At 66.5% G+C, this 26,589-nt stretch carries 20 protein-coding genes and 1 pseudogene; 5 read left to right on the top strand and 16 right to left on the bottom strand.

Annotation, left to right across the window (positions count from 1 at the left end):
- Nucleotides 1–11: 11 nt before the first annotated feature.
- The 15 genes and pseudogenes from PT85_RS18055 to PT85_RS12175 all read right to left on the bottom strand — a co-directional run bounded on the left by PT85_RS18055 (nucleotide 12) and on the right by PT85_RS12175 (nucleotide 18,526).
- Complete coding sequence (locus PT85_RS18055; protein ID WP_139182011.1) at nucleotides 12–140, bottom strand: type VI secretion protein; 129 nt, start codon at nucleotides 138–140, stop codon at nucleotides 12–14.
- Nucleotides 141–167: 27 nt separating this feature from the next.
- The gene (locus PT85_RS12240; RefSeq protein ID WP_027590239.1) at nucleotides 168–818 is read right to left on the bottom strand and encodes a DUF2931 family protein; all 651 of its coding nucleotides are present in this window, start codon (nucleotides 816–818) and stop codon (nucleotides 168–170) included.
- On the bottom strand, nucleotides 815–4,312 hold the full coding sequence (gene tssI, locus PT85_RS12235) for a type VI secretion system tip protein TssI/VgrG (RefSeq protein WP_039606761.1): 3,498 nt from the start codon (nucleotides 4,310–4,312) through the stop codon (nucleotides 815–817). The genes PT85_RS12240 and tssI overlap by 4 nt, the downstream gene beginning before the upstream one ends.
- Nucleotides 4,313–4,326: 14 nt before the next feature.
- Complete coding sequence (locus PT85_RS12230) at nucleotides 4,327–5,799, bottom strand: sigma-54 interaction domain-containing protein (protein WP_039606796.1); 1,473 nt, start codon at nucleotides 5,797–5,799, stop codon at nucleotides 4,327–4,329.
- A gap of 19 nt (nucleotides 5,800–5,818) precedes the next feature.
- A complete protein-coding gene (gene tssH / locus PT85_RS12225; protein WP_039606760.1) occupies nucleotides 5,819–8,365 on the bottom strand; it encodes a type VI secretion system ATPase TssH in 2,547 nt (848 codons plus the stop codon).
- Between the two features lie 4 nt (nucleotides 8,366–8,369).
- Nucleotides 8,370–9,368: a type VI secretion system baseplate subunit TssG gene (tssG, locus tag PT85_RS12220; RefSeq protein WP_039606759.1), complete on the bottom strand. Its 999-nt coding sequence runs from the start codon at nucleotides 9,366–9,368 to the stop codon at nucleotides 8,370–8,372.
- Nucleotides 9,332–11,116: a type VI secretion system baseplate subunit TssF gene (gene tssF / locus PT85_RS12215; protein WP_039606758.1), complete on the bottom strand. Its 1,785-nt coding sequence runs from the start codon at nucleotides 11,114–11,116 to the stop codon at nucleotides 9,332–9,334. Before tssF ends, tssG begins: the two co-directional genes overlap by 37 nt.
- A gap of 16 nt (nucleotides 11,117–11,132) precedes the next feature.
- Nucleotides 11,133–11,402: pseudogene (locus PT85_RS12210) on the bottom strand (PAAR domain-containing protein); the annotation flags it as partial.
- A gap of 14 nt (nucleotides 11,403–11,416) precedes the next feature.
- On the bottom strand, nucleotides 11,417–11,827 hold the full coding sequence (gene tssE / locus PT85_RS12205; protein WP_039606757.1) for a type VI secretion system baseplate subunit TssE: 411 nt from the start codon (nucleotides 11,825–11,827) through the stop codon (nucleotides 11,417–11,419).
- A gap of 3 nt (nucleotides 11,828–11,830) precedes the next feature.
- Nucleotides 11,831–13,309: a type VI secretion system contractile sheath large subunit gene (gene tssC / locus PT85_RS12200; RefSeq protein WP_039606756.1), complete on the bottom strand. Its 1,479-nt coding sequence runs from the start codon at nucleotides 13,307–13,309 to the stop codon at nucleotides 11,831–11,833.
- 22 nt (nucleotides 13,310–13,331) lie between these two features.
- On the bottom strand, nucleotides 13,332–13,817 hold the full coding sequence (tssB, locus tag PT85_RS12195; RefSeq protein WP_039606755.1) for a type VI secretion system contractile sheath small subunit: 486 nt from the start codon (nucleotides 13,815–13,817) through the stop codon (nucleotides 13,332–13,334).
- Nucleotides 13,818–13,833: 16 nt separating this feature from the next.
- Nucleotides 13,834–15,342, bottom strand: a complete 1,509-nt coding sequence (tssA, locus tag PT85_RS12190) for a type VI secretion system protein TssA (RefSeq protein ID WP_039606754.1) — start codon at nucleotides 15,340–15,342, stop codon at nucleotides 13,834–13,836.
- A gap of 272 nt (nucleotides 15,343–15,614) precedes the next feature.
- Nucleotides 15,615–16,511 carry a D-hexose-6-phosphate mutarotase gene (locus tag PT85_RS12185; protein WP_039606753.1) on the bottom strand — a complete coding sequence of 299 codons (897 nt, stop codon included), beginning with the start codon at nucleotides 16,509–16,511 and terminating at the stop codon, nucleotides 15,615–15,617.
- 91 nt (nucleotides 16,512–16,602) lie between these two features.
- A complete protein-coding gene (locus tag PT85_RS12180) occupies nucleotides 16,603–17,979 on the bottom strand; it encodes a TRAP transporter large permease (protein ID WP_039606752.1) in 1,377 nt (458 codons plus the stop codon).
- Complete coding sequence (locus PT85_RS12175) at nucleotides 17,972–18,526, bottom strand: TRAP transporter small permease subunit (RefSeq protein WP_039561356.1); 555 nt, start codon at nucleotides 18,524–18,526, stop codon at nucleotides 17,972–17,974. The genes PT85_RS12180 and PT85_RS12175 overlap by 8 nt, the downstream gene beginning before the upstream one ends.
- Before the next feature lie 195 nt (nucleotides 18,527–18,721).
- Here PT85_RS12175 and PT85_RS12170 point away from each other — a divergent pair, with 195 nt between their 5' ends.
- The gene (locus tag PT85_RS12170; RefSeq protein ID WP_027590227.1) at nucleotides 18,722–19,819 is read left to right on the top strand and encodes a TRAP transporter substrate-binding protein; all 1,098 of its coding nucleotides are present in this window, start codon (nucleotides 18,722–18,724) and stop codon (nucleotides 19,817–19,819) included.
- A gap of 116 nt (nucleotides 19,820–19,935) precedes the next feature.
- Here PT85_RS12170 and PT85_RS12165 read toward each other — a convergent pair whose 3' ends face one another.
- Complete coding sequence (locus tag PT85_RS12165) at nucleotides 19,936–20,334, bottom strand: acyl-CoA thioesterase (RefSeq protein ID WP_039606751.1); 399 nt, start codon at nucleotides 20,332–20,334, stop codon at nucleotides 19,936–19,938.
- 171 nt (nucleotides 20,335–20,505) lie between these two features.
- Here PT85_RS12165 and PT85_RS12160 point away from each other — a divergent pair, with 171 nt between their 5' ends.
- The 4 genes from PT85_RS12160 to pstB all read left to right on the top strand — a co-directional run bounded on the left by PT85_RS12160 (nucleotide 20,506) and on the right by pstB (nucleotide 26,500).
- Nucleotides 20,506–21,474: a phosphate ABC transporter substrate-binding protein PstS gene (locus PT85_RS12160; RefSeq protein WP_027590225.1), complete on the top strand. Its 969-nt coding sequence runs from the start codon at nucleotides 20,506–20,508 to the stop codon at nucleotides 21,472–21,474.
- A 153-nt stretch (nucleotides 21,475–21,627) separates the two neighbouring features.
- Entirely contained in the window at nucleotides 21,628–23,910 is a 2,283-nt protein-coding gene (locus PT85_RS12155) for an ABC transporter permease subunit (protein ID WP_039606750.1), read from the top strand.
- Between the two features lie 9 nt (nucleotides 23,911–23,919).
- Nucleotides 23,920–25,608, top strand: a complete 1,689-nt coding sequence (gene pstA, locus PT85_RS12150) for a phosphate ABC transporter permease PstA (protein WP_162172921.1) — start codon at nucleotides 23,920–23,922, stop codon at nucleotides 25,606–25,608.
- Nucleotides 25,609–25,666: 58 nt separating this feature from the next.
- Complete coding sequence (gene pstB, locus PT85_RS12145; protein ID WP_039606749.1) at nucleotides 25,667–26,500, top strand: phosphate ABC transporter ATP-binding protein PstB; 834 nt, start codon at nucleotides 25,667–25,669, stop codon at nucleotides 26,498–26,500.
- Nucleotides 26,501–26,589: the final 89 nt, after the last annotated feature.

The following is a 26,589-nucleotide window of genomic DNA, read 5'->3' as shown; positions in this document are numbered from 1 at the left end:
TTTGCACTCCCTTACTTGCGTTGAGCCGCCTGGGGTTCGCCCAGCGGGCGGTAGTCGCTGTCGCTCCAGCGCGGGTTGGCGCAGCCGGCGAGGGTCAGCACGGCTAACAGCCAGACGATTGAACGTGCGCGTATCGACATGGGATTCCTCCTTGAATGGATGAGCGGCTACCAGGAGCCATAGGGCACTCCGTGCCGCTCGATATAGGCTTTGGAAATTTCGTTGAGCGGGCGGTGTTTTCCGCCGGACTTGCCGCCGTAAGGTCCGACCTTGCTGACCGAGGCCTGGTAGCGGGTGATTTCGATATCGCTCAGGCAGGGGCCGGTCAGCCACGCCTTGACGATGCCGCCGGGCGCCAGGCCGAGAGTGATGCTGTCGCGGTACAGCCCATCGACCTCCTGGCCATCGAATTGGCAATAGGCCCGGTGCGGCTTGAGCATTTCCTCATGCACCCACTCGGGAATGCGGATGCGGGCGTTGTAGGTCTGGGGTTCAACCAGCGACTGCCAGGTTACGAAGATCAATTCGGGCAGGTCGATGCCGGTCATATGGCGGCCGGAGCCGAGGCCGACCTGTTTGGGCCACCCAGCGGGCTTGCCGTTCAGCAAGGGCGGGCGGCGCATGGAACTCACCCCCCCGGACACGTCCTCGTATACCCAGCCGTGGCGGTCGACCACATCAATGTGCTCCACCCAGGTGTCCATGTAATCGGGGGCCATAGTTCCGACAAACCAGGCGTCGTAGGGAAGATCGGGGCGGCTGGGCAGGTTTGAGCAGCCCGCGAGCACGCAGGCTAGGAGTAGCCAGAGGGGTTTCATGCTGGGTGGTCCTTCTGAGGTTGGTTGCCGTAAACCAGGCGGCCTTTCGGAGCGGGCTTGTTGATTAGCAGGCCCTTGAGGGGTGTCCAATGCGCGGATAGGTGGATGTAGCGAGCGTACAAGTGGCGCTCCTCCTCAAACGACAGGTTGAGGGCGGAGCCTTGTGCCGCAGCCAGAAGTTTTTGAGCAATGGCACCCAGATCGGCCGAAATCGCAAGGCGGGTATCGGCTGGGTCCAGTGGCTCCAGTGGGACGTCATTTGCGGTGGCGATCTGGTGCATGGCCTGCAAATACACTCGCGCCAGCTCACCCCTGACCTGGCGGTTCACTTCCAACAGCACCAGATGCCGCTCGGAACTGGCCGTCGAGCGCTGGCGCGAGGGCGACAGCGGTCGGGTGCCGATGCGCAGGGAGCCGGCCGGCAATCCTTGCAGTTCCAGTTGCTCGGCCTCGGCGAGGGCTTCCTGCCAGGCTTTGCTCTGCTCGGGCGAGCGGCCCCAATAAAGCAATACGGGTCTGGGTTTGCCGATCAGCAGCCTTTCGGTCATCAGCGGCGGATAGCCACCGCCGATATCCGAATGGGCGCCCGGCAACTCGATCTCCTGATGACCTGGCGCAACGCTGTTGAGTGCAAAATTCCAGCGCTTCTCGTCACGGGCGGTCAGGTGCACCACCTTGCGCGCGCAATCGGGGGGCAGATACAGATTGAGTCCCGGATTGTCATCGTTGGCCGGGCTGAAATCGCCCTCCAAGGGGGCCACCAGGGCGGCCACGGTATCGAACAGGCCGATGAAGTTGAGGCGTACCCGGTTCCAGCTGAAGTCGGGAGCAAAGCCGGCAGTCTGGGGGCTAAGCAGCCCGGCGAGCACGCCTTTTTCAGCCTTGAGCACTTCGTTGGCGAAATGCCGGGCGGCGGCGCCGCCGCGGCTGAAGCCGAAGATGTCGAACTCAACTGCGTCGACCAGGAGCGCGGGATTTTTTCTCAACAAGTCCCGCAACTGGCGGCTGATGTGCGTGGGGCTGTCTTGCACCCTGGCCAGCACGCCGGTTGTCCCGCCCCCGGTGCCCTGGCCAATCAGTGAGTCCGCATCACCGCTGGTTGTACCGATACCTTCCAGATACGCCTTGATGCACGCCGAGGTCTCGCCCGCACTCAAGGCGCGGTTGGCATCGTCCTGATACAAGCGAAACAGTTCAGCCACATTGCTGTGGGCATTGCCGTAGCTGTTATCCGGCGTGCGACGAAACACGCCGTTTTCATCCGGGTCGTCAAAACCGAACCTGCGGCAATAGTCGATGGCGCCCTGCAGCGTGTCTGGATCGAGCAGCGTCTGGTCATCCCGACGGCATTGTTCGGTCAACCCGGAATTTGCTGTGTTGTTTCCAGTGCCATCGAAAAACACGCCAATGCGCAACGTGATGCGCTGCTCGGCGGTTTCTTCCGGTTGCACCCGCTCCTCTTCCTGCGCTTCGGTTTCTTCTTCCAGTGACTCGGCTTCCTCTTCTTCCCAGCGCGCTTCCTGCGCTTCGATCTCAGGCTGCGAGGCGGGAGGTTGAGCGGGGGCCTGCAGTGATTTGCTGGGCTGCGCCGTCCCTGGAATGCTCGCCAGCACCGGCATCAGAACCTGCGCGCCGGAGCCGTGGCCCGCATTGCCGCCCGAGTTGAGGCGAATCTGCACGCCGCTCAGGCTCACGCCGGAGGGGTCGAGTTTCAGCCAGCTGCCCCCGGCGGCGAGGCTCATTTCCTGGTCGGCATCGATAACCAGCTTCTTGCCCGCGAACAGATGGATTTCTCGCCCCGCGTCGACGAACCGGCCTTCGCCGACCTTCACATGCTGGCTGGCGCCCACGGTCAGGTGATCATCGGCCTTCAGCTCGGTCATGCGAGCCTGATGGACCAGGCGGTGCTCCTCGCCCTGCACCTCCAGAAGACAATTGGCACCGATATGCTCATGCTGCTCATGGCCCACGTAGAGATGATGGTCATGGCCGATGTGCTGCTCCCAATCGCGTTGCGCGTGCAGGTAGATCTGCTCCGCGTCCTTGCGGTCATCGATGCGTACCTCGTTGAAGCCTTCGCCACCGGGTGTGCTCTGGCTTCTGAACACGCTGCGGGTCTTGTGCTCCGGGAGGGGATAAGGAGCCGGAAGCTCCGCGTGGTAGAGGCAACCGGTGACCAGTGGCTGGTCGAGATCACCTTCGAGAAAACTGACCAGTACCGACATGCCCACCCGCGGCACAGCCAGGGCGCCGTAGCGGTCACCCGCCCAACCGGATGCGACCCGCAGCCAGCAGGAGCTGTGTGCGTCGTTCTGGCCGTCACGGTCCCAGTGGAACTGCACCTTGATCCGGCCCAGCGCGTCGCAATGAATCTCCTCGCCTACCGGCCCGCATACCACGGCGCTCTGGACTCCTGGCAGTCGCGGCCTGGAAAGTGCCTGGGGGCGGAACGGGGTATCCCAGGGTGTCGCCTTGAAGCGGTTGCGGTAGCCCGGAATGGCCCCGTCGCGCACCGCATCGCCATAGGCTTCCAGTACCTGTGGCTGACGCCCTTCGTGTTGTATTTCGGTGAGCAGCCACAGCTGGTTCCAGTCCCGGCGGGGATGTTCCTGCAGGTCGAGAAAATAACCGCTGGCCAGCTGCGGCTGATCGCTTTCGCCCTGGGCCAGCACGACATCATGGAGGTGTGCTTCCAGAGCACGTTGAGCCAGTTGGCGCCCGCGATCCCGGTCGCGGAATCCTCCCGGATAGCGATAGTCCTCGCGCTGCCCGCGTTGCGCGGTGCTTTCCAGGTGCAGGCGGGGCTGCAGGAAATCGTGATCGCGCAGGGCCACCGTCTCGGTGCGCGACTCCAGGCGCACCGAGAACGCCTGGATGGTGGGCTTCCCGCATGCCTGGCCCGAACCCGGGACATAGGGGGCCGGCTGGCCGAGGCAGGGAAAGGCAGTCTGATCATCGCCAAACACCAGCCGGTGGCCATCCGTGCTGTGTTCGAAGTGATAGTGCAGGCCTTCCTCGGCACACAGGCGCTGCAGGAAATCGAGGTCCGTCTCGGCGTACTGCACGCAGTACTGGCGCGCCGGGTAGTGGCTGCCCAACTGGAAGCCCCGGCGATCAGCCGGAATACCATGCTCGTCGAGCAGCGTTTCCAGGATCTGCGGGACCGTGCGCTCCTGGAAGATGCGGCAGTTGCGGCGCAGGGCGAGCCGCAGCAGGTGGGGTCCCAGGTCGAGTCGATAGTGACTCAGCGCCGGGCTGCACGCCGTCTGCTCGATGCGTTGCACCAGGCCGTGAATGCCCCTGCCCTGCGCCGTATCCAGGCACAGAAAGGCTGGCTGCTGCAGCAGCGCCGCGAAATCCACATCAGGGTTGGGGCTGACCAACTCCAGGCTGAAGCGGTAGGGCTGGCTGACGCCTTCGTGTCCGACGAAGGCGAGTACCTGCAGGTCGTCGGCACCATTGGCAAGGTGCAGGGTGAAATCGGGGTGGGCCATGACTCCTCCGTGACTCACAGCCGCGCCGGGCCGATGCCTAGGCGTTCCATGCGATACAGCAGCGTGCGGCGCGGCAATCCCAGCTCCCGAGCCGCCTGGCTCTGGTTGCCGCCGGTGCGGCGCAGGCAGTCGAGGACCAGGCTGCGCTCCACCTGCTCCAGGCGCTCGCGCAGGGTCTGGGCGGTGCGCGGACTCGCCGGGGCCAGGTTGAGATGCTCCGGCCGCAGCTCGTTGCCCTCGCAGAGCAGCACGGCCCGTTCGACCAAGGCCTTGAGCTCGCGCACATTGCCCGGAAAGTCATGCCCGCTCAGTGTGGCCAGGGCATCCTCGCTCCAGCGGGAGGCATTGCGCTGCAGGAAGGCGCAGGCCTTGTCGGTGAAGTGCCGGGCCAGCTTGAGCAGGTCGTCGCCGCGCTCGCGCAGCGGCGGCAGGTCGATGGGAAAGCTCGCCAGGCGATAGAACAGGTCTTCCCGGAAGCGTCCCGCGGCCACTTCGCCCGGCAGGTTCCGGTGGCTGGCGGCGATGATGCGCACATCCACCCGGTGCGTCCGCGTGCTGCCCAGCGGGCGCACCTCGCCCTCCTGCAACACGCGCAGCAGCTTGGCTTGCAGGCTGAGCGGCATGTCGCCGATCTCGTCGAGGAACAAGGTGCCGCCATCGGCGGCATCGAACAGGCCCCGGTGGTCGCGGTCGGCGCCGCTGAAGGCGCCTTTGCGGTAGCCGAACAGCTCGCTTTCCAGCAGGTTCTCCGGCATGGCCGCACAGTTCTGCACCAGGAACGGCTGGCTGCGTCGCGAACCGTGGTCGTGGATGGCGCGGGCCACCAGTTCCTTGCCGGTGCCGGTTTCCCCGCGCACCAGCACGGTGATCGGCACGTGCAGCACCTTGCCGAGCAGCTGGTAGACGCGGCGCATGCCGGCACTGTCGCCGATCAGGCCGTAGGCGTTGCCGGTAACGGTCGGGCCGCTGGCGGCGGCCGCGCTGGCCGCCTCCGTGCGGACCGGCTCGGCCCGTTGCAGCAGGCGCAGCTGGTTGATGACGAAGCCGCCCAGCTCGGCCAGCAGCGCAGCGGCGGTCAGATCGCGGCGCTGGCGGCTGGCGCTGACCAACAGGCCCGCCACCTGCCCCTGGGCATCCGGCAGCGGCAGGCACAGCAGGCTGCGCCAGGGCCGCAGGCTGGCGGGCAGGAACCCTGTGGCGTGCAGGCTGGCGTCCAGTTCGTCGAGGGCCAGGGTGCGGTTCTGGCACAGGCAGTACTGCAGTAACTGCTCGCCGCGGTAGTCGCTGGGCAGGCTGGTGGCCGAGTGAACGGACACTTGGCCATCGAGGGATTCGGCGCTGAGCGTCAGGCGCGTGTGGCTGTCGTCGAGCAGGTACAACTGGCTCAGCTCGCTGCCGGCCAGCCGTGAGCTGGTGTCGACCAGCGTCTCCAGCAGCGCTTCCCGGCTGGCGCTGCGGGCCAGGCGGATCAGCGAGAGCAGCGGCATATCCGGCTGCGTCCAGGCTTCAAAGGCACTCACAGTTCAGCCCTCCGTCGTGGTCCAGGCCGACATGCAATTGTTGCAATGACGCACCGGTGGCCAAGGCCTCCAGCAGCTGGTTGACCACCAGCGGCTGCAGGTGCCGGTCGAGCAACTGATCGATCAGCCGGGCACCGCTGTCGCCCTGCTTGCAGCGCTCGGCCAGCTGCGTCACCAGCGCGGGGCTGTGGCTGAAACGCACCTGGCGCGCGGCCAGGCGTGCGCCAAAGCGCGCCAGCTTGAGTTCGATCAGCTCGTGCAGCAGCGCGTCGGACAGTGGGTAGTAGGGCACCACCTGCATGCGCGCCAGCAGCGCTGGCTTGAAGTGCCGGGATAGCGCCGGGCGAATGGCCTGTTCCAGGCTGTCGGCATCCGGTCGCTGTGTGTCGTCCGCGCACCGCTCGGCGATCTGCTCGCTGGCCAGGTTCGAGGTCAACAGGAACACGCAGTTGCGGAAGCTGATCTCCCGCCCCTCGCCGTCGTTGGCCATACCCTTGTCGAAGATCTGGTAGAAGAGGTTCAGCACGTCCGGGTGGGCCTTCTCCACCTCGTCGAGCAGGATCACCGAGTAGGGCTTCTGGCGAACCGCCTCGGTCAGCCGGCCGCCCTCGCCGTAGCCGACATAGCCGGGCGGCGCGCCGATCAACTGGGACACCGTATGGCGCTCCTGGAACTCGGACAGGTTGAGGGTGGTGAGGAAACGCTCGCCGCCGTACAGCAGGTCGGCCAGCGCCAGGGCGGTTTCGGTCTTTCCCACGCCGCTGGGACCGACCAGCAGGAAAACCCCGGTTGGCGCCTCCGGGTTGCTCAGCCCGGTGGCGCTGGCGCGCATGGCGCGGTCCAGCGCCTGTACCGCCTGTTCTTGGCCACGGATGCGCTGGCGCAGGTCGTCGGCGAAGCTGGCGATGCGGGTGTTGTGTTCCTGGGCCAGCTGCGTGGCGGGAATGCCGGTCCAGTGGCTGATCACCTCGGCCACCAGGCGCGGGCTGACTTCGTGGCTGACCAGCAACTGCTGTGCCTGGGCGACGGCCAGCTCGGCCTGCGTGGCAGCCAGCGCCGCGCGGGTCTCTTCATCCGGCGCTTCAGCGCACTGCTGGCGCAGGTCCAGCAGGCGACTGGCCAGCTGGCGTTGCTGTTCCCAGCGGTCGGCCAGCTGGCGTTCCTCCTCGGCCAGGCTCTGCAGCTGTTGCCGCAGACGCTCCAGAACGTCCGAATCGGCAACCAGGCCCGCCGCCTGGTCGCGCTGCTGCGCCTCCAACTGGCGCTGCCCGGCCGCCTGCTCGGCGCGCAGCCGCTCCAGCGCCTCGGGCGGCGTGGCCAGGCTGATGCGCACCCGAGCGCAGGCAGTGTCCAGCACATCCACGGCCTTGTCCGGCAACTGGCGCCCGGTCAGATAGCGGGCCGACAGCTCGGCCGCGGCCTGCACCGCATCGTCGCGCAGGTAGACGCCGTGGCTGCCGGCATACACCGGCGCCAGGCCGCGCAGGATGGTGACTGCCTCGGCGACGGTGGGCTCGTGGACCTGCACCGGCTGGAAGCGCCGGGCCAGCGCCGGGTCCTTCTCGAAATACTGCTTGTACTCGCGCCAGGTGGTCGCCGCGATGGTGCGCAGCTCGCCCCGCGCCAGGGCTGGCTTGAGCAGGTTGGCGGCGTCGCTACCGCCGGACTGGGCGCCGGCGCCAATCAGCGTATGGGCCTCGTCGATGAACAGGATGACTGGCGTGGGCGCGGCGGATACCTCGTCGATCACCGCCTGCAGGCGGCGCTCGAACTCGCCCTTGAGGCTGGCGCCGGCCTGCAGCAGGCCGAGATCCAGGGTCAGCAGCTCGACGCCGTGCAGCGCGGGCGGCACCTCACCCTGCACGATGCGCAGGGCCAGGCCCTCGACCAGCGCGGTCTTGCCCACCCCGGCCTCGCCGACCAGGATCGGGTTGTTCTTCCGTCGCCGGGTGAGGATGTCGATCATCTGGCGCAGCGCGGCGTCCCGACACAGCACCGGATCGAGCCGGCCGGCGCGGGCCTGGGCGGTGAGGTTGTGGGTGAAACGCTGCAACGCCGTATCGGCCGCGTGGCTTGGGCTGCTGGCCTGGGCCCGGGTGAACTCCAGCAGGCGCTCGACGTTCAGGCGCGCCAGCAGCGGCTGGTAACGGGTGCCGGCGTGGCGCAGCGGGTTGCGCAGCAGGGCCAGCAGCAGGGCCGCCTGGTCGATGTGCGGCCGGCCCAGCTCCAGGGTGGCGAGCATCAGCGCGTCCTGCAGCCATTGCACCAGGCTGGCGCAGAACACCGGGTTGCGGGTTTCCTCGCGCTCGCCGCGCGGTTGCAGGGTGGCGGCCAGCTCGCCGGGTTCCACCCCGGCATCCTGCAGAGCGCGCAGCAGCAGGCTGTCGCCGCGCTCCAGCAGGGCCAGCAGCAGGTCCTCCACCAGCACCTTGCCGCCGGCGCGGGCCACGCAGCGTTCGGCGGCCTGTTCCAGGTCGCGCTGGCTGTCGGCGTCCAGCGCGCGGATGAGTTGTTGCAGGTCGACGGTCATCATCTCTCTATCCTTGAGAAGGGCTTAGGGTCACTTCAGCGGCGGAGCGGGGCTGGCCGAGCCAGCTGGTCCAGCCCAGGCGGCAGGGGTTGTGAGCGCCCAGGCCGAGTGCCGGACGGTGGTCCGTCTGCAGTTCCAGGCGGATGTCGTAATCCAGCGGGTCGCGCAGGGTGAAGCGCACCAGCGCCAGCAACGGCGCGTAGTGCGGGCCGTTGGGCAGGAATTCGTGGAAGCGTTCCCAGGACAGCTGACGCACATGAATGCGGAACTTGCCGCTGCGGTCGCGCACCGAGTCGCCCAGCACCAGGTCGCTGCCCAGCCGGCTGTTGGCCTGGCCCAGGCGGCTCTGCTGCTCGGCGAGAATGCTCACCCGGCGCTCCAGACACTGCTCGATGTGCACCGCCGGATGCTTGAAGTAGTAACGCAGTACCGACTCGATCAGCGCCGCCGAATGGGCGCGCAGGCTGAGCAGGCCCAGGTAGGGCAGCAGGCGTTTCCAGTTCAGCGCGGCGCTGGCGCGGATCGGCTCGCCGCCCAGGCCGATCAGCGCGAACAGCCGGGCGGAGAAGGGGTCCGTGGCGCCGGGGCGAAAGCGCGCGTGGTAGCGGTACTTCTCCCAGATCGGCAGCAGCAGCCGGTACAGGCGCTCGTTGAACAGGTCGAGGAAGTCGCGGGTCGGGTTGTCCTCGCCCAGCGCCTGTTCCGCGTAGAAGGCCGGCAGCGGCGAGCCGCTGCCGAACAGCCCCGGCAGGTTCACCTGCAGGCGCGCGCGCAGCTCGCCGTGTTCCTCGAAGAACTGCACCTGTTCGATGTCGGCGCCCGGAAAGCCCAGGCTGGGATTGGCCTGGAATTCAAGGCGCTGGTACAGACCGTCCTCGTCCAGCTGCGGATGCTGTTCACGCAGCCGTTCCAGCACCAGGCGCACAGCCTGGTAGAGGCTGTACTCGCGGATGCCACGGCTGAGCGCGGTCACAGCAATGGCTGCTGACCCATGCGCGGCGTCCATTGATACACCTCTCCCTGTGTGCTCTGCACGCGCAGCTCGTGGTACGAGTTGAGGCTGGTGTACAGGGCAAAGAATTCGTTGAGCACGGAGGCGAAGAGGAACAGCTCCCCCTCGCCGAGAAAGCCGTCCGCATCGAGCGTCAGCTCGGTGCGCACGCCGCGCACCGGCAGGCCGCGCAGCAGGCGGTCGACGTGCTGGTGGCGGATCTGCTTGAGTCCTTCCAGGCGGCGCTGGCTGACCCGCGCGGCGTGCTGGTCGTAATGGCGCGGCAGGTCGTAGGTGTCCAGGATCACCCGCAGCGCCTGCACGTCGGCCAGCGACAGGTAGTTGAGCGACAGGTTGGAAATCAGCTTCCACAGGTAGTCGCCCTGCAGTGGCGGTGCGTAGCAGGGCGTCACCGCGCCGATGTTGCGGAAGGTGAGAAACTGCGGCGTGCCTTCGCTGGGCAGGCAGATGTCGCCCGGCGCCAGCTCGCGCGGCAGGTCCTGGTTGGTGCAGGTCAGCTCGACGGACAGCGTCTCGTGGCGGTCCAGCCGGCGCGGGCTGAAGGCCAGCCAGGTTTCCAGGCCGTCGCCCACCGGCGAGGGGTGCTGGCGCACGCTGTACCAGGGCCGCGCCGTCGGGCTGTCGAAGCTGGCGTCGTGCTCGAAGGACTCGAACGGCACGTAGTCCTCGTAACCCAGGCCGCCGGGTTTCCAGCCGGTGACCCGCTCCACGGCGAACACCCCGCAGTGCTTGGCGGCGAACTCGGCGGGGCGCAGCAGGTAGCGGTCCTGGCGGCCGTCCAGGCGGATCGGCATGGCGTCGTGGGCGAACAGGTTGACCACCGGTGTGCAGTACAGGCGCACGTTGTCCAGGCTCGGCCGGATGCGCTGCACGCCGGTCTTCTGGATATCGAAGCCGAGCAGCAGGCCGCGCGTGCGCTGGCGGGTCTCCTCGGGCAACTGGGCCAGGCGCTCGAGCCCGCCCACGTCGACGAACAGGAACTTGTCCGCAAAGGCGAAGAACTCCTGCAGGTGGCGGTAGCCGCGGAAGCTGTTGAGCGGGTAGGGCACCAGCGCCTCGTCCTCGCCGAAACCGGCCGGCTGCACGGCGTCGGTGTCCAGACGCACAGGCGGCAGCGGCTCGCCTTGCGCGTCCTGCAGCGGCTGCCCCTGTTCATCCAGCAGCACAACGTCGAGGCCGCCCAAGTGGCGCAGCAGGCTCAGGTACAGCAACTGGCTGATATAGCGTTCCCCGCTCAGGTGCAGGCGCAGGCGTTGCAGCGGCCATTCGCCCAGCTGGCCGGCGGTGAGGTCCAGACGCAGGTTGAGCCGCGCCCCCTGACCCTGGATGGCATAGTCGAGCCGGCTCAGGGCCAGCGGCAGCACCTCGATAGCCGCAGTGGTGCGAAAGCGACAGCTCACGCCGTGCAGCGGCCTGGACTCGACCGCCGTGCCAGCCGCCACCGGCTGGCTGGCGGCACGGCGCAGCGGATCGAACTGCAGCATGCTGAAGGCCGGCAGCGGACGCAGGTAATTCGGCCAGAGCAGCTGCATCAGCGAATGGGTCAGCTCCGGCAACTCGTCGTCGAGCTTCTGGCGCAGCCGTCCGCCGAGGAAGGCAAAGCCCTCCAGCAGCCGCTCGACATCCGGGTCGCGGCCACTCTGCCCGAGGAACGGCGCCAGCGCCGGATTGCGCTCGGCAAAGCGCTTACCGAGCTGGCGCAGGGCGGTGAGTTCGCTCTGGTAGTAGTGGTTGAAGGACATGGGCGTGGTCCGCTCAGCCGATGAGTACGGTGGGCGAGCCCGCCGTCACCGTATTGCCATGGCTGCCGATGGCGCCCTGCACGGCCGCCGGCTGCCCATTGATCAGTACGGTCGCCGAGCAGCCGGCCGCCAGCGTGGCGCCGCAACCCGTGGGATCGCCCAGGCGCGCGGCCGGCTGGCCGTCGAGCAGCACATCCGGCGAGCCGGCGTTGATCGGCGTGCTGTCGTGGCCCGGCAGCGGGCAGACGGTGGAGTCGCCCAGGCGGGCGGCGGGTTTGCCTGACATGTTCGTGTACTCCCTTACTCGACCTGCATCTGGCCGCTGCCTTCCAGGCTGGCGGCGAAGCGCACTTCGCGCTGCACCCCGGCCACGTCCAGGCGCGCTTCGATGGCGAAGGCCAGGCGCTGCGGATCGCCGTGCCGGGGCAGGGCGGCTACCCGCACCTGGCTGAGGCGCGGCTCGTAGGCGGCGATGAAGCGTTGGATGGCGATGCGCGCCTGCTGCAGCGTGTCGTGCAGCGACAGGCGTTGATCATTGAGATCCGGCAGGCCGTAGTCGGGCAGCGTCTGCACGCCACCGGCGCGGGTGCTGAGCATCCGCGCCAGATGGGCCGCCACGGAATCCATGACGGCTTGTTCCTGGCTCCAGCCGTTGCGACGCCGGGCGCTTTCGCCGTCCAGGCGCTCGAACAGGCTGCCGTATCCCGACATCGCTTAGTCCTTGTCCAGCTTGCCGACCAGCGACAGGGTGAAATCGGCGCCCATGTACTTGAAGTGCGGCCGCACATTGAGCGTCACCCGGTACCAGCCCGGCTCGCCGGCCACCTCGTTGACCACCACCTGGGCGGCGCGCAGCGGACGGCGGCTGCGTACTTCCGGATTGGGGTTCTCCTGGTCGGCGATGTACTGGCGAATCCAGGTGTTCAGCTCGCGCTCCAGGTCGGAGCGCTCCTTCCAGGCGCCGATCTGCTCGCGCTGCAGCACCTTCAGGTAGTGGGCCAGCCGATTGACGATGAACAGGTAGGGCAACTGGGTGCCGAGCTTGTAGTTGAGTTCGGCCAGCCGGCCTTCCTCGCTGGTGCCGAAGAACTTGGGTTTTTGCACCGAGTTGGCCGAGAAGAACGCGGCGTTGTCGCTGCCCTTGCGCATGGTCAGGGCGATGAAGCCCTGTTCGGCCAGTTCGTACTCGCGACGGTCGGAAACCAGCACCTCGGTGGGAATCTTGGTCTCGATCTCGCCCATGCTCTCGAAATGGTGCAGCGGCAGGTCATCCACCGCGCCGCCGTTCTGCGGGCCGATGATGTTCGGGCACCAGCGGTACTTGGCGAAGCTCTCCGTCAGGCGGGTGGCCATGGCGTAGGCGGTGTTGCCCCACAGGTAGTGCTCGTGGCTGCCGGCGACGTTCTCCTTGTAGACGAAGCTCTTCACCGGGTTTTCCTGGGGATCGTAGGGCGTGCGCAGCAGGAAGCGCGGCAGCGTCAGGCCCACGTAGCGAGCGTCTTCCTGCTCGCGGAAGCCCTGCCACTTGGCGAATTGCGGGCCTTCGAAGTGGTCCTGCAGGTCCTTCACGTCGGGCAGGCCGGTGAAGCGCTCCAGGCCGAAGAAGCCCGGACCGGCCGCCGCGATGAACGGCGCGTGGGCCATGCTGGCGACACTGGCCACGTATTGCAGGGTCTTGATGTCCGGGGCGCTGGGATCGAAGGAATAGTTGGCGATCAGCGCGCCGACCGGCTGGCCGCCGAACTGGCCGTACTCGGCGGTGTAGACGTGCTTGTACAGGCCGGACTGCACCACCTCGGGGCTGTCCTCGAAATCCTCCAGCAGGTCCTGCTTGGAGGCGTTGAGGATCTCCAGCTTGATGTTCTCGCGGAAGTTGGTGCGCTCGACCAGCAGCTGCAGGCCGCGCCAGGCCGATTCCAGCGCCTGGAACTGCGGGTGGTGGAGGATCTCGTCGACCTGCTGGCTGAGGGTGGCGTCGATCTCGGCGATCATGCGATCGACCAGTGCCTTCTTCACCGGCTCGTTTTCGTTCTGCGGCTTGAGCAGTTCGGCGATGAAGGCGGACACGCCGCGCTTGGCGATGTCGTAGGCCTCGTCATCGGGGCTCAGACGAGTCTGCGCGATGATGCGGTCGAGAATGCCGCCATCGGCGGACGTGGCGCCGTCGCGGACGGCGGCTGCGGGAGTGGTCATCGTGTGGCTTCCTTGTCGGTGATCAGGCGTCCAGGCTCAGCTCGTTCAGTACGCGGTCGCGGGCGTCCGGATCGGCCAGCACGCTTTCGATGGCCTTGCGAAAGGCCGGCGCGTTGCCCAGCGGGCCCTTCAGGGCGACCAGCGCCTCGCGCAGGGCCATCAGCTTCTTCAGCTCCGGCACCTGCTCGACCAGGCTGGCCGGGTTGAAGTCCTTCATGGAGTCGATGCGCAGCTGCACGGCCAGATCGTCCTCCGCGCCTTCCTGCAGGCGGTTGGGTACGCTGAAGGTCAAGCTCAGCTCCTGCTTGGCCAGCACATCGTCGAAGCTCTGCTTGTCGATGCTGATCGGCTTGCGGTCCTCGAGCTTGCGGTCGTCCGCGCGCTGGGTGAAATCGCCCAGCACCAGCAGCTTGAGGGGCAGTTCCTGCTCCTCCTGGGCGCCGCCGGTGGCGGGCTTGAAGGTGACGTTGATGCGTTCCTTGGGGGCTACCGAGCCTTCCTTGGCCATGCGTTTCTCCTTGTTTTCAATTCAGTGCCGCGTCTAGGTCGAGGCGGCATAACCGGCGATACAGCTCTTCCTTGCGTTCGCGCAGGCCCTGCTGCTCGTAGCAGCCATGCAGCTGGCGGGTGATCGCCAGGGCCAGCTCGGGCTCCCAGTGCTCCAGGCCATGGGTGCGCAGATCCTGATCCAGGGCTTCGAGCAGTGCCCTGGCCAGTTCGTGGCGGCCGGCCTGACGGCACAGGCGCGCCTGGGCCAGTTCCCAGTAGGCCTGCTCGCGCAGGCCGCGTGCCGTCTGCTGACCAGTCCGCAGCCACTGCACGGCAGCCCTGAGTCCCTGGTCGTGCAGCAGGGTCTGCGCCTGCCGAAGGCCGGCTTCCCAGGGCGCATCAGTGGCGGTGACGGGCGGCTCGCTGGCTGCGGGCGCGCTCGACAGCACATGCCCGCCCATCCAGGCCAGGGCCGCGGGGCCGGCGAACGGCGTGCCGTCGTGGAAGCGCAGCGCCTCCAGGCCCGGCAGGCGGCGCAGGAGGGCTGCGAGTTCGCTTTCCAGCGCCTGCATGGCCGCCTTGGCGTTGAGTGACTGCAAGCACTGCCAGGCGAGGTACTGGCCATCCAGCCAGAAGGGTGCACGTGCCAGGCTGATTTCCAGCTGGATCAGCAGCTCGGCATGGCGGCCCTGGTTGATAAGGTCCTGGAAGTGATTAAGCCGCTCCCCTGGCAGACCGCGTAGCGTGGTGACCTTGTCTTGGTTGCAGGGTGGCAGGGCCTCGATGGGCAGCCAGAGCAGACAGCGGGACAAGCGTAGGGCGCGTGAGTCGGTCGGGTTCCGGCTCAGCCACCAGTCGCACAGCACGCGGGCCTGTTCCTGCAGGGTGCGCAGGGTTTTCTGGGCGTCCTTGTCGTTCTGCGGTGCCCTGCCGGGGCTGGCTGTGGGGGCGGCTGGCGTGACAGGTGTGGGCGCCGGGCTCGCGGGTGGGGCCTGCCGGCGCAGTTCCTGAAGCTGACGACGCAGCGGCAGCAGCGTGGGCGCCTGATCGCCCAGCCGTTCGGCCAGGCAATCGTCGAGCTGCCGCAGCAGGCCGTCCAGTTGCTCCGGCAGGGCGGGATCGACGGCCGCGTGCGGCTCGCCAAGGGCCTGTTCCAGGCGTGGCAGCAGCCAGCCCAGGGCCGCCAGACGGGTGCGCGGCTTGCCGGGAAACAAGCCATCCCATTGCTGGCTGCAGAGTTCCAGCACCAGGCCAAGGCCCGCGTTCAGGCCGTCAAGCGCATGTAGCCGGTACAGCGCCCAGGTCAGCCAGGCGGCCACGCGCAAATCCTTGGAGTGTTCGCGCAGCAGCGTCTCGCAGCCGCTGCGCACCTGCTCCCAGTCGACTTCACCAGCGGCGTACAGGGCGCTGCTCTTGCCCAGTTCGCGTTCCAGCCGCTCATATTCCGGGGAATAACGGATATCCGTCCCGAAGGGATTTTCAGCCATGATGGGTATGCGAGCGAGATGCAAATAAGCATCCGCGCCAATGGGCAGGGGAGTCATTCCTTGACTTGCCTTTAATTGTCCAAAACAAACTTGGCTTAGTTGTGCAATTTCTTGCGCATAACAGGCGGGTGCCATGGCGCCCGCGAAGTTGGCGGGCATCCTAGGAAGAGATGTCGCACCGGGCAAGTTTGACGGAGAGAACCCGGTATCGTTTTTATCAATTGATTGGCCAGTGCACCTTCTATGGATAAGAGGGGTCTTGAAGTTGTTGTCTCGAATAAAAAATAAAGCCCGATAATTATCGGGCTTTATTAGAGTAATTATTCAAGTTAGTCGAGCGGACTTTCCCATAGACTCAAGCCGAGCGTATGTGCGCCTTGGGGGGGCAGCTCGATGCGATCCTCCAGCACGTTGGCCGTCTCGATGCACAGCATGCCGGTCCAGGCATCCTCGGCGAACTGCGATAAATATCGGCTTTTTCCTATCCACGGGTTCCACACCACCGCCGAGTGTGATCCGCTGCTCAGCAGGTGAATGCGACGCTGCCACCGGGGATCGCGAATGCTGAGCTGCGAGGGGACCCCCAGGTAGATGCGGTCGGTCTCCCCGTTGAAGGTCACCGGGCCCTGCTGCAGACGTGCCTGCCAGTCTTCCAGGGTTTCGATGTAGCGGCAGCCATGCAGGCCTTCCACCTGAACCTGGTGGATATCGCTGACCGCGAAGTAGCTGTGCAGGGCCTGGCTGATGAACAGGGGATGAGTGCCGTGATTGCGGCTGGTGAGCTGCAGGTGCAGGCGCTGATCGAGGCGGATCATCAGGCGCAGTTCCACGGCGTGCGGCCAGTCAGGCAGTGGCTGCTCGCGGCTGTCGAAGACGAACTCGATGCTGACCGTGTCGTCGTCCTGGCGGATGTCCTCCAGGCGCCAGTCGAGGGTGCGCACCAGACCGTGGGCTGGCGCGGAGCGGCCGCGATATTGCGCCTGGATCTCTTCGGGGTTGCGCTCCAGCGCGCCGAACCAGGGCCAGCACACCGGCACGCCGCCGCGCAGGCCCTGGCCGCGCCGGTATTCCGCCTGCTCGCTGAGCCAGATCAGCGGCGGCGCGTCATCGCGTTGGTAACTGAGCAGCTGCGCACCCTGCTCGGCGATCAGCAACTGTGCGCCCCGGTGGCGGATGCGCCAGCAGGCCAGCTCGCCAATCTCCTGATGTTCGATCTGTGCGGCCATGGCAAATCCTCTGGGGGCGGGGGTGGAACAGGATGGTTCCACAAAGCAAAACGCCCGTCGAGGACGGGCGTTTTGTGTGGCAGGCGCCTTTTTACGGGCCGTACACGGTTTCCGGCAGCCAGGTGATCAGCTGCGGCCATATGTAGGCGATCACCAGCATCGCCAGCTGTATGAAGATGAAGGGGATCACGCCCCGGTACATGGTCATGGTGGTCACCGAGGCGGGAGTCACGCTGCGCAGGTAGAACAGCGAGAAGCCGAACGGCGGGGTGAGGAACGAGGTCTGCAGGTTGATGGCGATCATCACGCCCAACCAGACCGGGTCCAGCCCCATGGCCAGCAGGATCGGGCCGACAATCGGCACCACCACGAAGCAGATCTCGATGTAATCGAGGATGAAGCCGAGGATGAAGATCACCAGCATCACCAGGAAGAAGGCGCCCATCACGCCGCCCGGCAGGTTATGGAGGACCTCCTCGATCACCGCCTCGCCGCCGAAGCCGCGGAACACCAGGGAGAACAGCGAGGCGCCGATGAGGATCAGGAACACCATCGCGGAGATCGAGGTGGTGCTGAAGGTGACGTCCTTGAGCTGCTGCAGGTTCAGCTTGCGCTTGCTCAGCGCCAGCAGGGTGGCGCCCACAGCGCCCACGGCGGCAGCCTCGGTGGGCGTGGCGAAGCCCATCAGGATGGAACCCAGCACCAGGCCGATCAGCAGCAGCGGCGGCAGCAAGGCGCCGAGCAGCTTGCCCCAGTTCACCGTGCCCAGCTCTTCCTGGGGCATGGGCGGCAGCTTGGCCGGCTTGATGATCGCCATGACGACCAGGTACAGGACGTACAGGCCGATCAGCACCAGGCCAGGGACCAGCGCGCCCATGAACAGGTCGCCCACCGACACGGTCTTCGGCGAGAAGATGCCCATCTTCAGCTGCGCCTGCTGATAGGCGCTGGACATCACGTCGCCCAACAGTACCAGCACGATGGAGGGCGGCACGATCTGGCCGAGGGTGCCGGTGGCCGCCAGGGTTCCGGTGGAGATCGCCGGATCGTAGCCACGGCGCAGCATGGTCGGCAGGGCCAGCAGGCCGAGGGTGACCACGGTGGCGCCGACGATGCCGGTGGAGGCCGCCAGCAGCGCGCCAACCAGGCAAACGGAGATCGCCAGACCGCCCGGCTTGGCGCCGAACAGGCGGGTCATGGACTCCAGCAGGTCATCGGCGATGCGCGACTTCTCCAGCATCACGCCCATGAACACGAACAGCGGCACGGCCAGCATGGTCTGGTTGTTCATGATGCCGAAGATGCGGTTTGGCAGCGCCGACAGGTAGCTGCCATCGAACGCGCCGATCATTACGCCGATACCGGCGAACAGCAGCGAGACGCCGCCCAGCACGAAGGCGACCGGGAAGCCGGTCATCAGGAAAACACAGATGCCCAGGAACAGCAGAAGGGCCATCGTCTCAGCCATGCTGCACCTCGGCTTGGTCTTCGAAGGGGAGGCGGCCGGCCAGACGGTAGGCGCCCTTGATCAGGTTGGAGATCGCCTGCAGCAGCAGGCTGATGACCAGCACCAGGATGATGCTCTTCTGCAGGTAAACGAACGGCAGGCCACCGGCTTCCGGCGAGCCCTCGAGGCTTGCCCAGGCGGCGCCGACGTAGCTCCAGCTCAGCCAGAGCAGGAAACCGCAGGTGGGCAGCAGCAGCACCAGGGTGCCGAACATATTGACCACTTCCTTGGTGCGCGTCGAAAAGCGCTGGTAGAGGATGTCTACCCGCACATGCGCGCCCTGTTGCAGCGCCCAGGCGGCGGCACCCATGAAGACCAGGGCATGGCCATACATCACCGCTTCCTGCAGGCCAGTGGCGCCGATGCCGAAGCCGTAACGCAGAATCACGACAACGGCGGTACCAACCACCAGGAAAACCGGTAACCAGGCACAGATGCGACCCAGCCAGGCGTTTATCGAATCGATAAGGCACGCGAAGGCCACGAGCGGGGGTGTTTTTGCGGACATGGCGAGTCCTTTATAGGAATGAAAAGCAGGCGGGGCGCGATTCTAGGCCTCGTGGTCGGCCAGGGGCAACGGCGGCGCGACTTTGGTCGCAGTGACGAAGCTGGAAACAAGGCGGCAGCCTATGCTAGTCGGGTCATAAAGCGCCTCGACGACTCGCCCCTCGCGATAGACATAACAACAACAAGGAGTTACTCCATGAAACGTCGTGACATTCTTGCCGCCGCCGGTGTTGGTCTGGCGGCCACCGCCCTGGCCGGATGCAAGCAGGAAACCGCGCCCGCCAGCACCGGCGAAACCACCCAACAGCAGCGTTTCAACTGGAAGATGGTCACCTCCTGGCCGAAGAACTTCCCCGGTGTGGGGGTGGGGGCGGAGCGCTTCGCCCAACTGGTCAACGAGATGAGCAATGGCCGGCTGACCATCAAGGTCTACGCCGCCGGCGAGCTGGTGCCGGCCATGGAAGTGTTCGACGCGGTCTCCCGCGGCACCGCCGAAATGGGCCATGGCGCGCCCTATTACTGGAAGGGCAAGGTCCCGGCCGCCCAGTTCTTCTGCGCCCTGCCGTTCGGTCCGAATGCCCAGGAAATGAACGCCTGGCTGCACCGTGGCGGCGGCATGCAGCTTTGGGAAGAAGTCTACAAGCCGTTCGGCATCCTGCCGCTGGCCTGTGGCGCCACCGGGGTGCAGACCGCCGGCTGGTTCAACAAGGAAATCAACAGCGTCGACGACTTCAAGGGCCTGAAGATGCGTACCCCCGGCCTGGGCGGCGAAGTGCTGACGCGCATGGGCGGCACCGTGGTCAACCTGCCGGCCGGCGAGATCTTCACCGCCCTGCAGACCGGCGCCATCGACGCCACCGAGTGGATCGGCCCGTACAACGACCTGGCCCTGGGCCTGCACAAGGCGGCCAAGTACTACTACACCCCCGGCTGGCAGGAACCCAACGTCACCTTCGAGCTGGACATCAACCTCAAGGCCTGGGAAACCCTGCCGGCCGATCTGCAGGCCATCGTCCGCGCAGCCGCCCGCGATGTGAACGGCGACATGCTGGATGACTACAACGCCAAGAACATGGAAGCGCTGGAGCAACTGCGCGAGCAGGGTGTGGAAGTGCGCGAGCTGCCCGAAGCGGTGCTGGCGCGCCTGAAGGAAGTTGCTGCCCAGGCGGTGGAAGATTCCGCCGCTGCCGACCCCGCCGCGGCGAAGGTCTGGGCGCAGCAGAAGGCTTACATGGAACGCCTGTACGCCTACGCCGAGCTGAACGAGAAGAAGGTCTACAACATGCGTGGCTGACGCCGGCGCCGGTAACGAAACGCCAGCCCTCGGGCTGGCGTTTTGGTATGTGCCGCACAGAAACCTGTAGGAGCGACTTCAGTCGCGAGTTTCTGGGTGGACCCGCACGAAAGGCGTCAGCGGCTCGCCGGAATCGCCCGGGTACGGCGGCTGTCATCGATGGCCACGAACACGAACACCGCCTCGGTCACCTTGCGCCACTCCTCGGACTGCGGATCGTCGCTCCACACCTCGACCAGTATGCGTACCGAGCTGCGGCCGATGTGCTGCGTCTGCGTATAGAAGGACAATTGCGCGCCGACCACCACGGGGGTCATGAACGCCATGCGGTCGATGGACACCGTGGCTACGCGCCCGCAGGCCAGGCGGCTGGCCATTGCCGTGCCGGCCAGGTCCATCTGTGCGACCAGCCAGCCGCCGTAGATGTCACCGAAGCCGTTGGTGTCGCGGGGCAGGGCGGTGATCTGCATGGCCAGGTCGCCCTGGGGGGTGGGGTCGAATTCTTCGTTCGTCATGGCGGGCTCAGGCGCGGGATGGGCGTGCCGCGCAGTATACCGGCCGGAGTAGCGCGGCGAAGCGGCATGCGTCATGGTCATCCAACTGTCACATGCGCTTCATAGACTTGTCATGGGGCCTGCCAATACTGGCCACCGTTGCACATCACACCCTCAGTCCAGGAGCAAGGAATGAAAGTGAAGCGTTTGATGGCGGCCATGGGCCTGGCCGCAGTGAGCGTCGCCTCGACCGGCGCACTGGCGGCTGTCGATCCGGCACTGCCGAGCTATACCAAGACCTCCGGCGTGTCCGGCAACCTGTCCAGCGTCGGTTCCGACTCGCTGGCCAACCTGATGACCCTCTGGGCGGAAGAGTTCAAGCGCAACTACCCGAACGTCAACATCCAGATCCAGGCCGCCGGTTCCTCCACCGCACCGCCGGCGCTGACCGAGGGCACCGCCAACATCGGCCCGATGAGCCGCCCGATGAAGGACAGCGAAAAGCAGGCCTTCGAGCAGAAGTACGGCTACAAGCCGGTCGAGATCCCGGTCGCCATCGACGCCCTGGCCGTATTCGTCCACAAGGACAACCCGATCAAGAGCCTGGACATCGCCCAGGTCGACGCCATCTTCTCCAGTACCCGCCTGTGCGGTGGTGAGCAGGACATCAAGACCTGGGGCCAGCTGGGCCTGACCGGCGAGTGGGCCAACAAGCCGATCCAGCTGTTCGGTCGCAACTCGGTGTCCGGCACCTACGGCTACTTCAAGGAAGTGGCGCTGTGCAAGGGTGACTTCAAGCCGAACGTCAACGAGCAGCCGGGCTCCGCCTCGGTGGTGCAGTCGATCTCCAGCACCCTGAACGCCATCGGCTACTCGGGCATCGGCTACAAGACCTCCAGCGTGCGCGCCGTGCCGCTGTCCAAGAAGGGTGGCGAAGCCTTCGAAGCCTCGGAAGCCAACGCCCTGGCCGGCAAGTTCCCGCTGGCGCGCTTCTTCTACGTCTACATCAACAAGGACCCGAACAAGGCGCTGTCGCCGCTGGAGGCCGAATTCCTCAAGCTGGTGCTGAGCAAGCAGGGTCAGGACGTGGTGGTCAAGGACGGCTACATCCCGCTGCCCAAGAAGGTGGTCGACAAGGCGCTGAAGGACCTGGGCCTGTAAGCCTCGATCCTCCCCTCGTCCAGCGACCCGCGCCCCGGCGCGGGTCGTTGCGTTTCAGCCACGTGTCCGCGCGTCACGCGGCTGTAATCTTTCTGTCACACGGCGGTTTTAAAGTGCGCTCGGGCCCCTCCGAGCCGGCCCCGGATGTAATTCATGAACGATATGGCTGAACACGACATGAGCGCTTCTTCCCGGGCGCCGGGGCTGGACTTCGATACGCCGGCCCTCAAGCGCAAGCGGCGCGTGCGCGCCCTCAAGGATCGCCTGGCCCGCTGGTACGTCTCCATCGGTGGCCTGGCGGTGCTGGGTGCGATCACCCTGATCTTCTTCTACCTGGCCCACGTGGTGCTGCCGATCTTCCAGGGCGCCGAACTGGGCGCCACGCAGGAACAGCGCCCGGGCTGGCTGGCCGAGCGCCAGCCGCCCCTGCTGCTGGCCATCGAGGAACAGAACCAGGTCGCCATGCGTCTGGACGCCAGTGGCCAGGTGCAATTCGCGGATGTGCACGCGGGTACGCTGCTCAGCGAAACGCGCCTGGCGCTGCCGGAAGGCCGGCGCATCGTCGCGCTGGGTGAAGACACTCCCGGCAGCCGCCGCTTCGTGGTCGGCCTGGACGATGGCAGCGCCCTGGTCGCGCAGCACGAATACCGGCTCAGCTACCCCGGCGGCGTGAAGACCATCAGCCCGGAGCTGATCTACCCGTTCGGCACCGAGCCCATTGCACTGGACACCCAGGGCCGCGCCCTGGAAAAGCTGGCCATCAGCGTCAACGGCGCCAGCCTGCAGCTGGCGGCGGTCGCCGGTGGCGAGCTGAGCACCCTGCGCCTGGAGCGCGAAGAGAACCTGTTCACCGGCGAGGTGAGCCTCAGCGAGCAGCGCTACAAGCTGCCGGCGCTGGGCGAACCGATCGTGGCCCTGCAGCTGGAGCCCCGCCAGCAGTGGTTGTATGCCTTCGGCGAGCGCGCCGAGGTGCAGGTCTTCGACCTGCGTCGCCAGGTGCTCAACGGCCGCTACAAGCTGGCCGGCGGCAACGCCCGCATCACCGCCGTGAGCCCGTTGCTTGGCGGCATCTCGCTGATGGTCGGTGACTCCAGCGGCGGCATCGGCCAGTGGTTCATGGTGCGCGATGCCGATGGCCGCCACGAGCTGAAGAATGTGCGCAACTTCCGCCTGGGCGATGCGCCGATCCGCCAGATCCTCCCGGAAGAGCGCCGCAAGGGCTTCCTGGCCCTGGACGATGCCGGTCGCCTGGGCATCTTCCACAGCACCGCGCACCGCACCCTGCTGGTCGAAGCGGTGAGCGACGGTGCGGCCGTGGGCGCGCTGTCACCGCGCGCCGACCGCCTGCTGGTCGAACGTGACGGTCTGCTGCGCAGCGTGGCAGTCGACAACCCGCACCCGGAAATCTCCTGGAGCGCGCTGTGGGGCAAGGTCTGGTACGAAAGCTACGACGAGCCGAAGCACGTCTGGCAGTCCACCTCGGCCAACACCGACTTCGAGCCCAAGCTGAGCCTGGCGCCGCTGGCCTTCGGCACCCTCAAGGCGGCCTTCTACGCCATGCTGCTGGCCGCGCCGCTGGCCATCTGCGCCGCCATCTACACCGCCTACTTCATGGCCCCGACCCTGCGCCGCAAGGTCAAGCCGGTGATCGAGCTGATGGAGGCGCTGCCCACGGTGATCCTCGGCTTCTTCGCCGGCCTGTTCCTGGCGCCGTACGTGGAAGGCCACCTGCCGGGCATCTTCAGCCTGCTGCTGCTGATGCCGGTGGGCATCATCGGCGCGGCCTGGCTGTGGAGCCGCCTGCCGGAAAGCATCCGCCTGCGCGTGCCGGACGGCTGGGAAGCGGCGCTGCTGGTGCCGGTGGTGATCGGCGTCGGCGCCTTCTCGCTGGGCATCAGCGGCAACCTGGAGAACTGGTTCTTCGGCGGCGACATGCGTCTGTGGCTGTCCAACGAGCTGGGCATCCCGTTCGATCAGCGCAACGCGCTGGTGGTCGGCCTGGCCATGGGCTTCGCGGTGATCCCCAACATCTACTCGATCGCCGAGGACGCCGTGTTCAGCGTGCCCAAGAGCCTCACCTACGGCTCGCTGGCCCTGGGCGCCACGCCCTGGCAGACGCTGACCCGCGTGGTGATCCTCACCGCCAGCCCGGGCATCTTCTCGGCGCTGATGATCGGCATGGGCCGCGCGGTGGGCGAGACCATGATCGTGCTGATGGCCACCGGCAACACGCCGATCATGGAAATGAACATCTTCGAGGGCCTGCGCACCCTGGCCGCCAACGTGGCAGTGGAAATGCCCGAGTCCGAGGTGGGCAGTACCCACTACCGCGTGCTGTTCCTCGCCGCCATGGTGCTGCTGCTGTTCACCTTCGTGATGAACACCCTGGCCGAACTGATCCGCCAGCGCCTGCGCGGCAAGTATGCGTCGCTGTAAGGGGGCGCCATGAAAGGTTCCGATACCGTGAAACAGCAAAACCTGAAAACCTGGTTCAAGAGCGGCACCCCCTGGGTGTGGCTGAACGCCGGTGCGGTGTCCATCGCCGTCATCATGACCCTCGGCCTGCTGGCGGTGATCGCCAGCCGCGGCCTGGCGCACTTCTGGCCGGCCGATGTGATCGTCGCCGACTACCAGGTGCCCGGCCAGGCGACGCGCCTGCTTGCCGGCGAAGTGGTGGAAATGGAAGAGGTGCCGCGCGCCCGCCTGGCGGCCAGCGGCCTGCCGGTGAACGCCGAGGGCGGCGAGTTCATGACCCGCGAACTGCTCAAGGTGGGCAACCGCGAGGTCTACGGCGCCGACTTCAGTTGGGTGGTCGGTGAATGGCTGAGCAACATCCGCACGCCCGCCGAGCTGGTGGCCATCGAGCGCCGCGAATGGGGCAACTTCTACGGCTTCCTGGTCAACGTGAAGGAAGAGGGACGTCTGGTCGCCGAAGGCGACGCCGCCTGGCCTGAGCTGCAGCGACGCCTGCAGCGGGTCGATGCGCTGCACGGCGAAATCAAGGATGTCGAGAAGCACCAGATCGGCCGCATCAACCATGGTCTGGAACGCCTGCGCCTGAAGACCCGCAAGCTGGAACTGGAAGGTCGCCTGGACGCCGCCGCACAGGCCGATCTGGCCGCCGAGAAGGCTCAGTGGGATGCCGAGTACCAGGTGCTGGAAGCGCGCCTGGGCGAGCTCTACCAGGCGTTCAACCGTGACAGCATCCGCGTGCGCACCGCCGATGGCCAGGAACTGGACATCAGCCTCGGCAAGGTGGTGCGCGCCTACCAGCCCAACGGCATGAGCCAGCTGGAGAAGATCGGCCACTACTTCGCCAAGCTCTGGGAGTTCGTCAGCGACGAACCGCGCGAGGCGAACACCGAAGGCGGCATCTTCCCGGCCATCTTCGGCACCGTGCTGATGACCCTGATCATGGCGGTGATCGTCACCCCGTTCGGCGTGCTGGCGGCGGTGTACCTGCGCGAATACGCCAGGCAGGGCGTGCTGACCCGGGTGATCCGCATCGCGGTGAACAACCTGGCCGGCGTGCCCTCGATCGTCTACGGCGTGTTCGGCCTGGGCTTCTTCGTCTACGTGCTGGGCGGCTCGCTGGACCGGCTGTTCTTCCCGGAATCCGCCCCGGCGCCGACCTTCGGCACCCCGGGCCTGCTGTGGGCCTCGCTGACCCTGGCGATCCTCACCCTGCCGGTGGTCATCGTGGCCACCGAGGAAGGCCTGGCGCGCATTCCGCGCGCGGTGCGCGAAGGTTCGCTGGCCCTGGGCGCCACCAAAGCCGAAACGCTGTGGAAGATCGTCCTGCCCATGGCCAGCCCGGCGATGATGACCGGCCTGATCCTCGCCGTGGCGCGCGCCGCTGGCGAAGTGGCGCCGCTGATGCTGGTCGGCGTGGTCAAGCTGGCGCCGTCGCTGCCGCTGGATGGCAACTACCCGTACCTGCACCTGGACCAGAAGATCATGCACCTGGGCTTCCACATCTACGACGTCGGCTTCCAGAGCCCGAACGTGGAAGCGGCGCGGCCGCTGGTCTACGCCACCGCGCTGCTGCTGGTGGTGGTGATTGCCACCCTGAACATGAGCGCGGTCTACATCCGCAACCACCTGCGCGAGAAGTACAAGGCGCTGGAACACTAATTCCGGAGGGCAGGCCGACGTCGGCCTGCCGCCGAGCAGTTTCGAACGGAGTGAGCCTATGCAATCCGAATCCCATACCCACGGCATCGATCTCGCCGCCCTGGGCCGCAACAAGCAGAGCCTGTCGCTGGCCGACGAGACCGTGGCCCTGGAAGTGCCCGGCCTGAACCTGTTCTACGGCCAGAAGCAGGCGCTGCACAACGTCAGCATGAACATCCCCAAGCAGCGCGTGACCGCCTTCATCGGCCCGTCCGGCTGCGGCAAGTCGACCCTGCTGCGCTGCTTCAACCGCATGAACGACCTGGTGGACGGTTGCCGCGTGGACGGCGAGATCCGTCTCGACGGCCAGAACATCTACCGCAAGGGCGAGGACGTGGCCGAGCTGCGCCGCCGCGTCGGCATGGTGTTCCAGAAGCCCAACCCGTTCCCCAAGAGCATCTACGAGAACGTGGTCTACGGCCTGCGCATCCAGGGCATCAACAAGAAGCGCACGCTGGACGAAGCCGTGGAATGGGCGCTCAAGGGCGCCGCGCTGTGGGACGAGGTCAAGGACCGCCTGCATGAGTCCGCGCTGGGCCTGTCCGGCGGTCAGCAGCAGCGTCTGGTGATCGCCCGCACCATCGCCGTGTCGCCGGAAGTCCTGCTGCTCGACGAACCCTGCTCGGCCTTGGACCCGATCTCCACCCTCAAGGTGGAAGAGCTGATCTACGAGCTGAAATCCAAGTACACCATCGTCATCGTCACCCACAACATGCAGCAGGCGGCGCGGGTTTCCGACTACACCGCGTTCATGTACATGGGCAAGCTGATCGAATACGGCGACACCGATACCCTGTTCACCAACCCGGCGCAGAAGCAGACGGAGGACTACATCACCGGCCGCTACGGCTAGCCGGCCATGGCAAATCGCGCTGCGCGTTGTCGGCGGCGCTTGCCGTACTCGTTTGTACTGTCTGCGCGCCGCCTCCTGGCGCAACACGA

It is taken from the genome of Pseudomonas flexibilis, from assembly GCF_000806415.1.
Classification (GTDB): domain Bacteria; phylum Pseudomonadota; class Gammaproteobacteria; order Pseudomonadales; family Pseudomonadaceae; genus Serpens; species Serpens flexibilis.
Note: the sequence above shows the minus strand (reverse complement) of the source record. Positions and strands in the feature narration are given on the sequence as shown.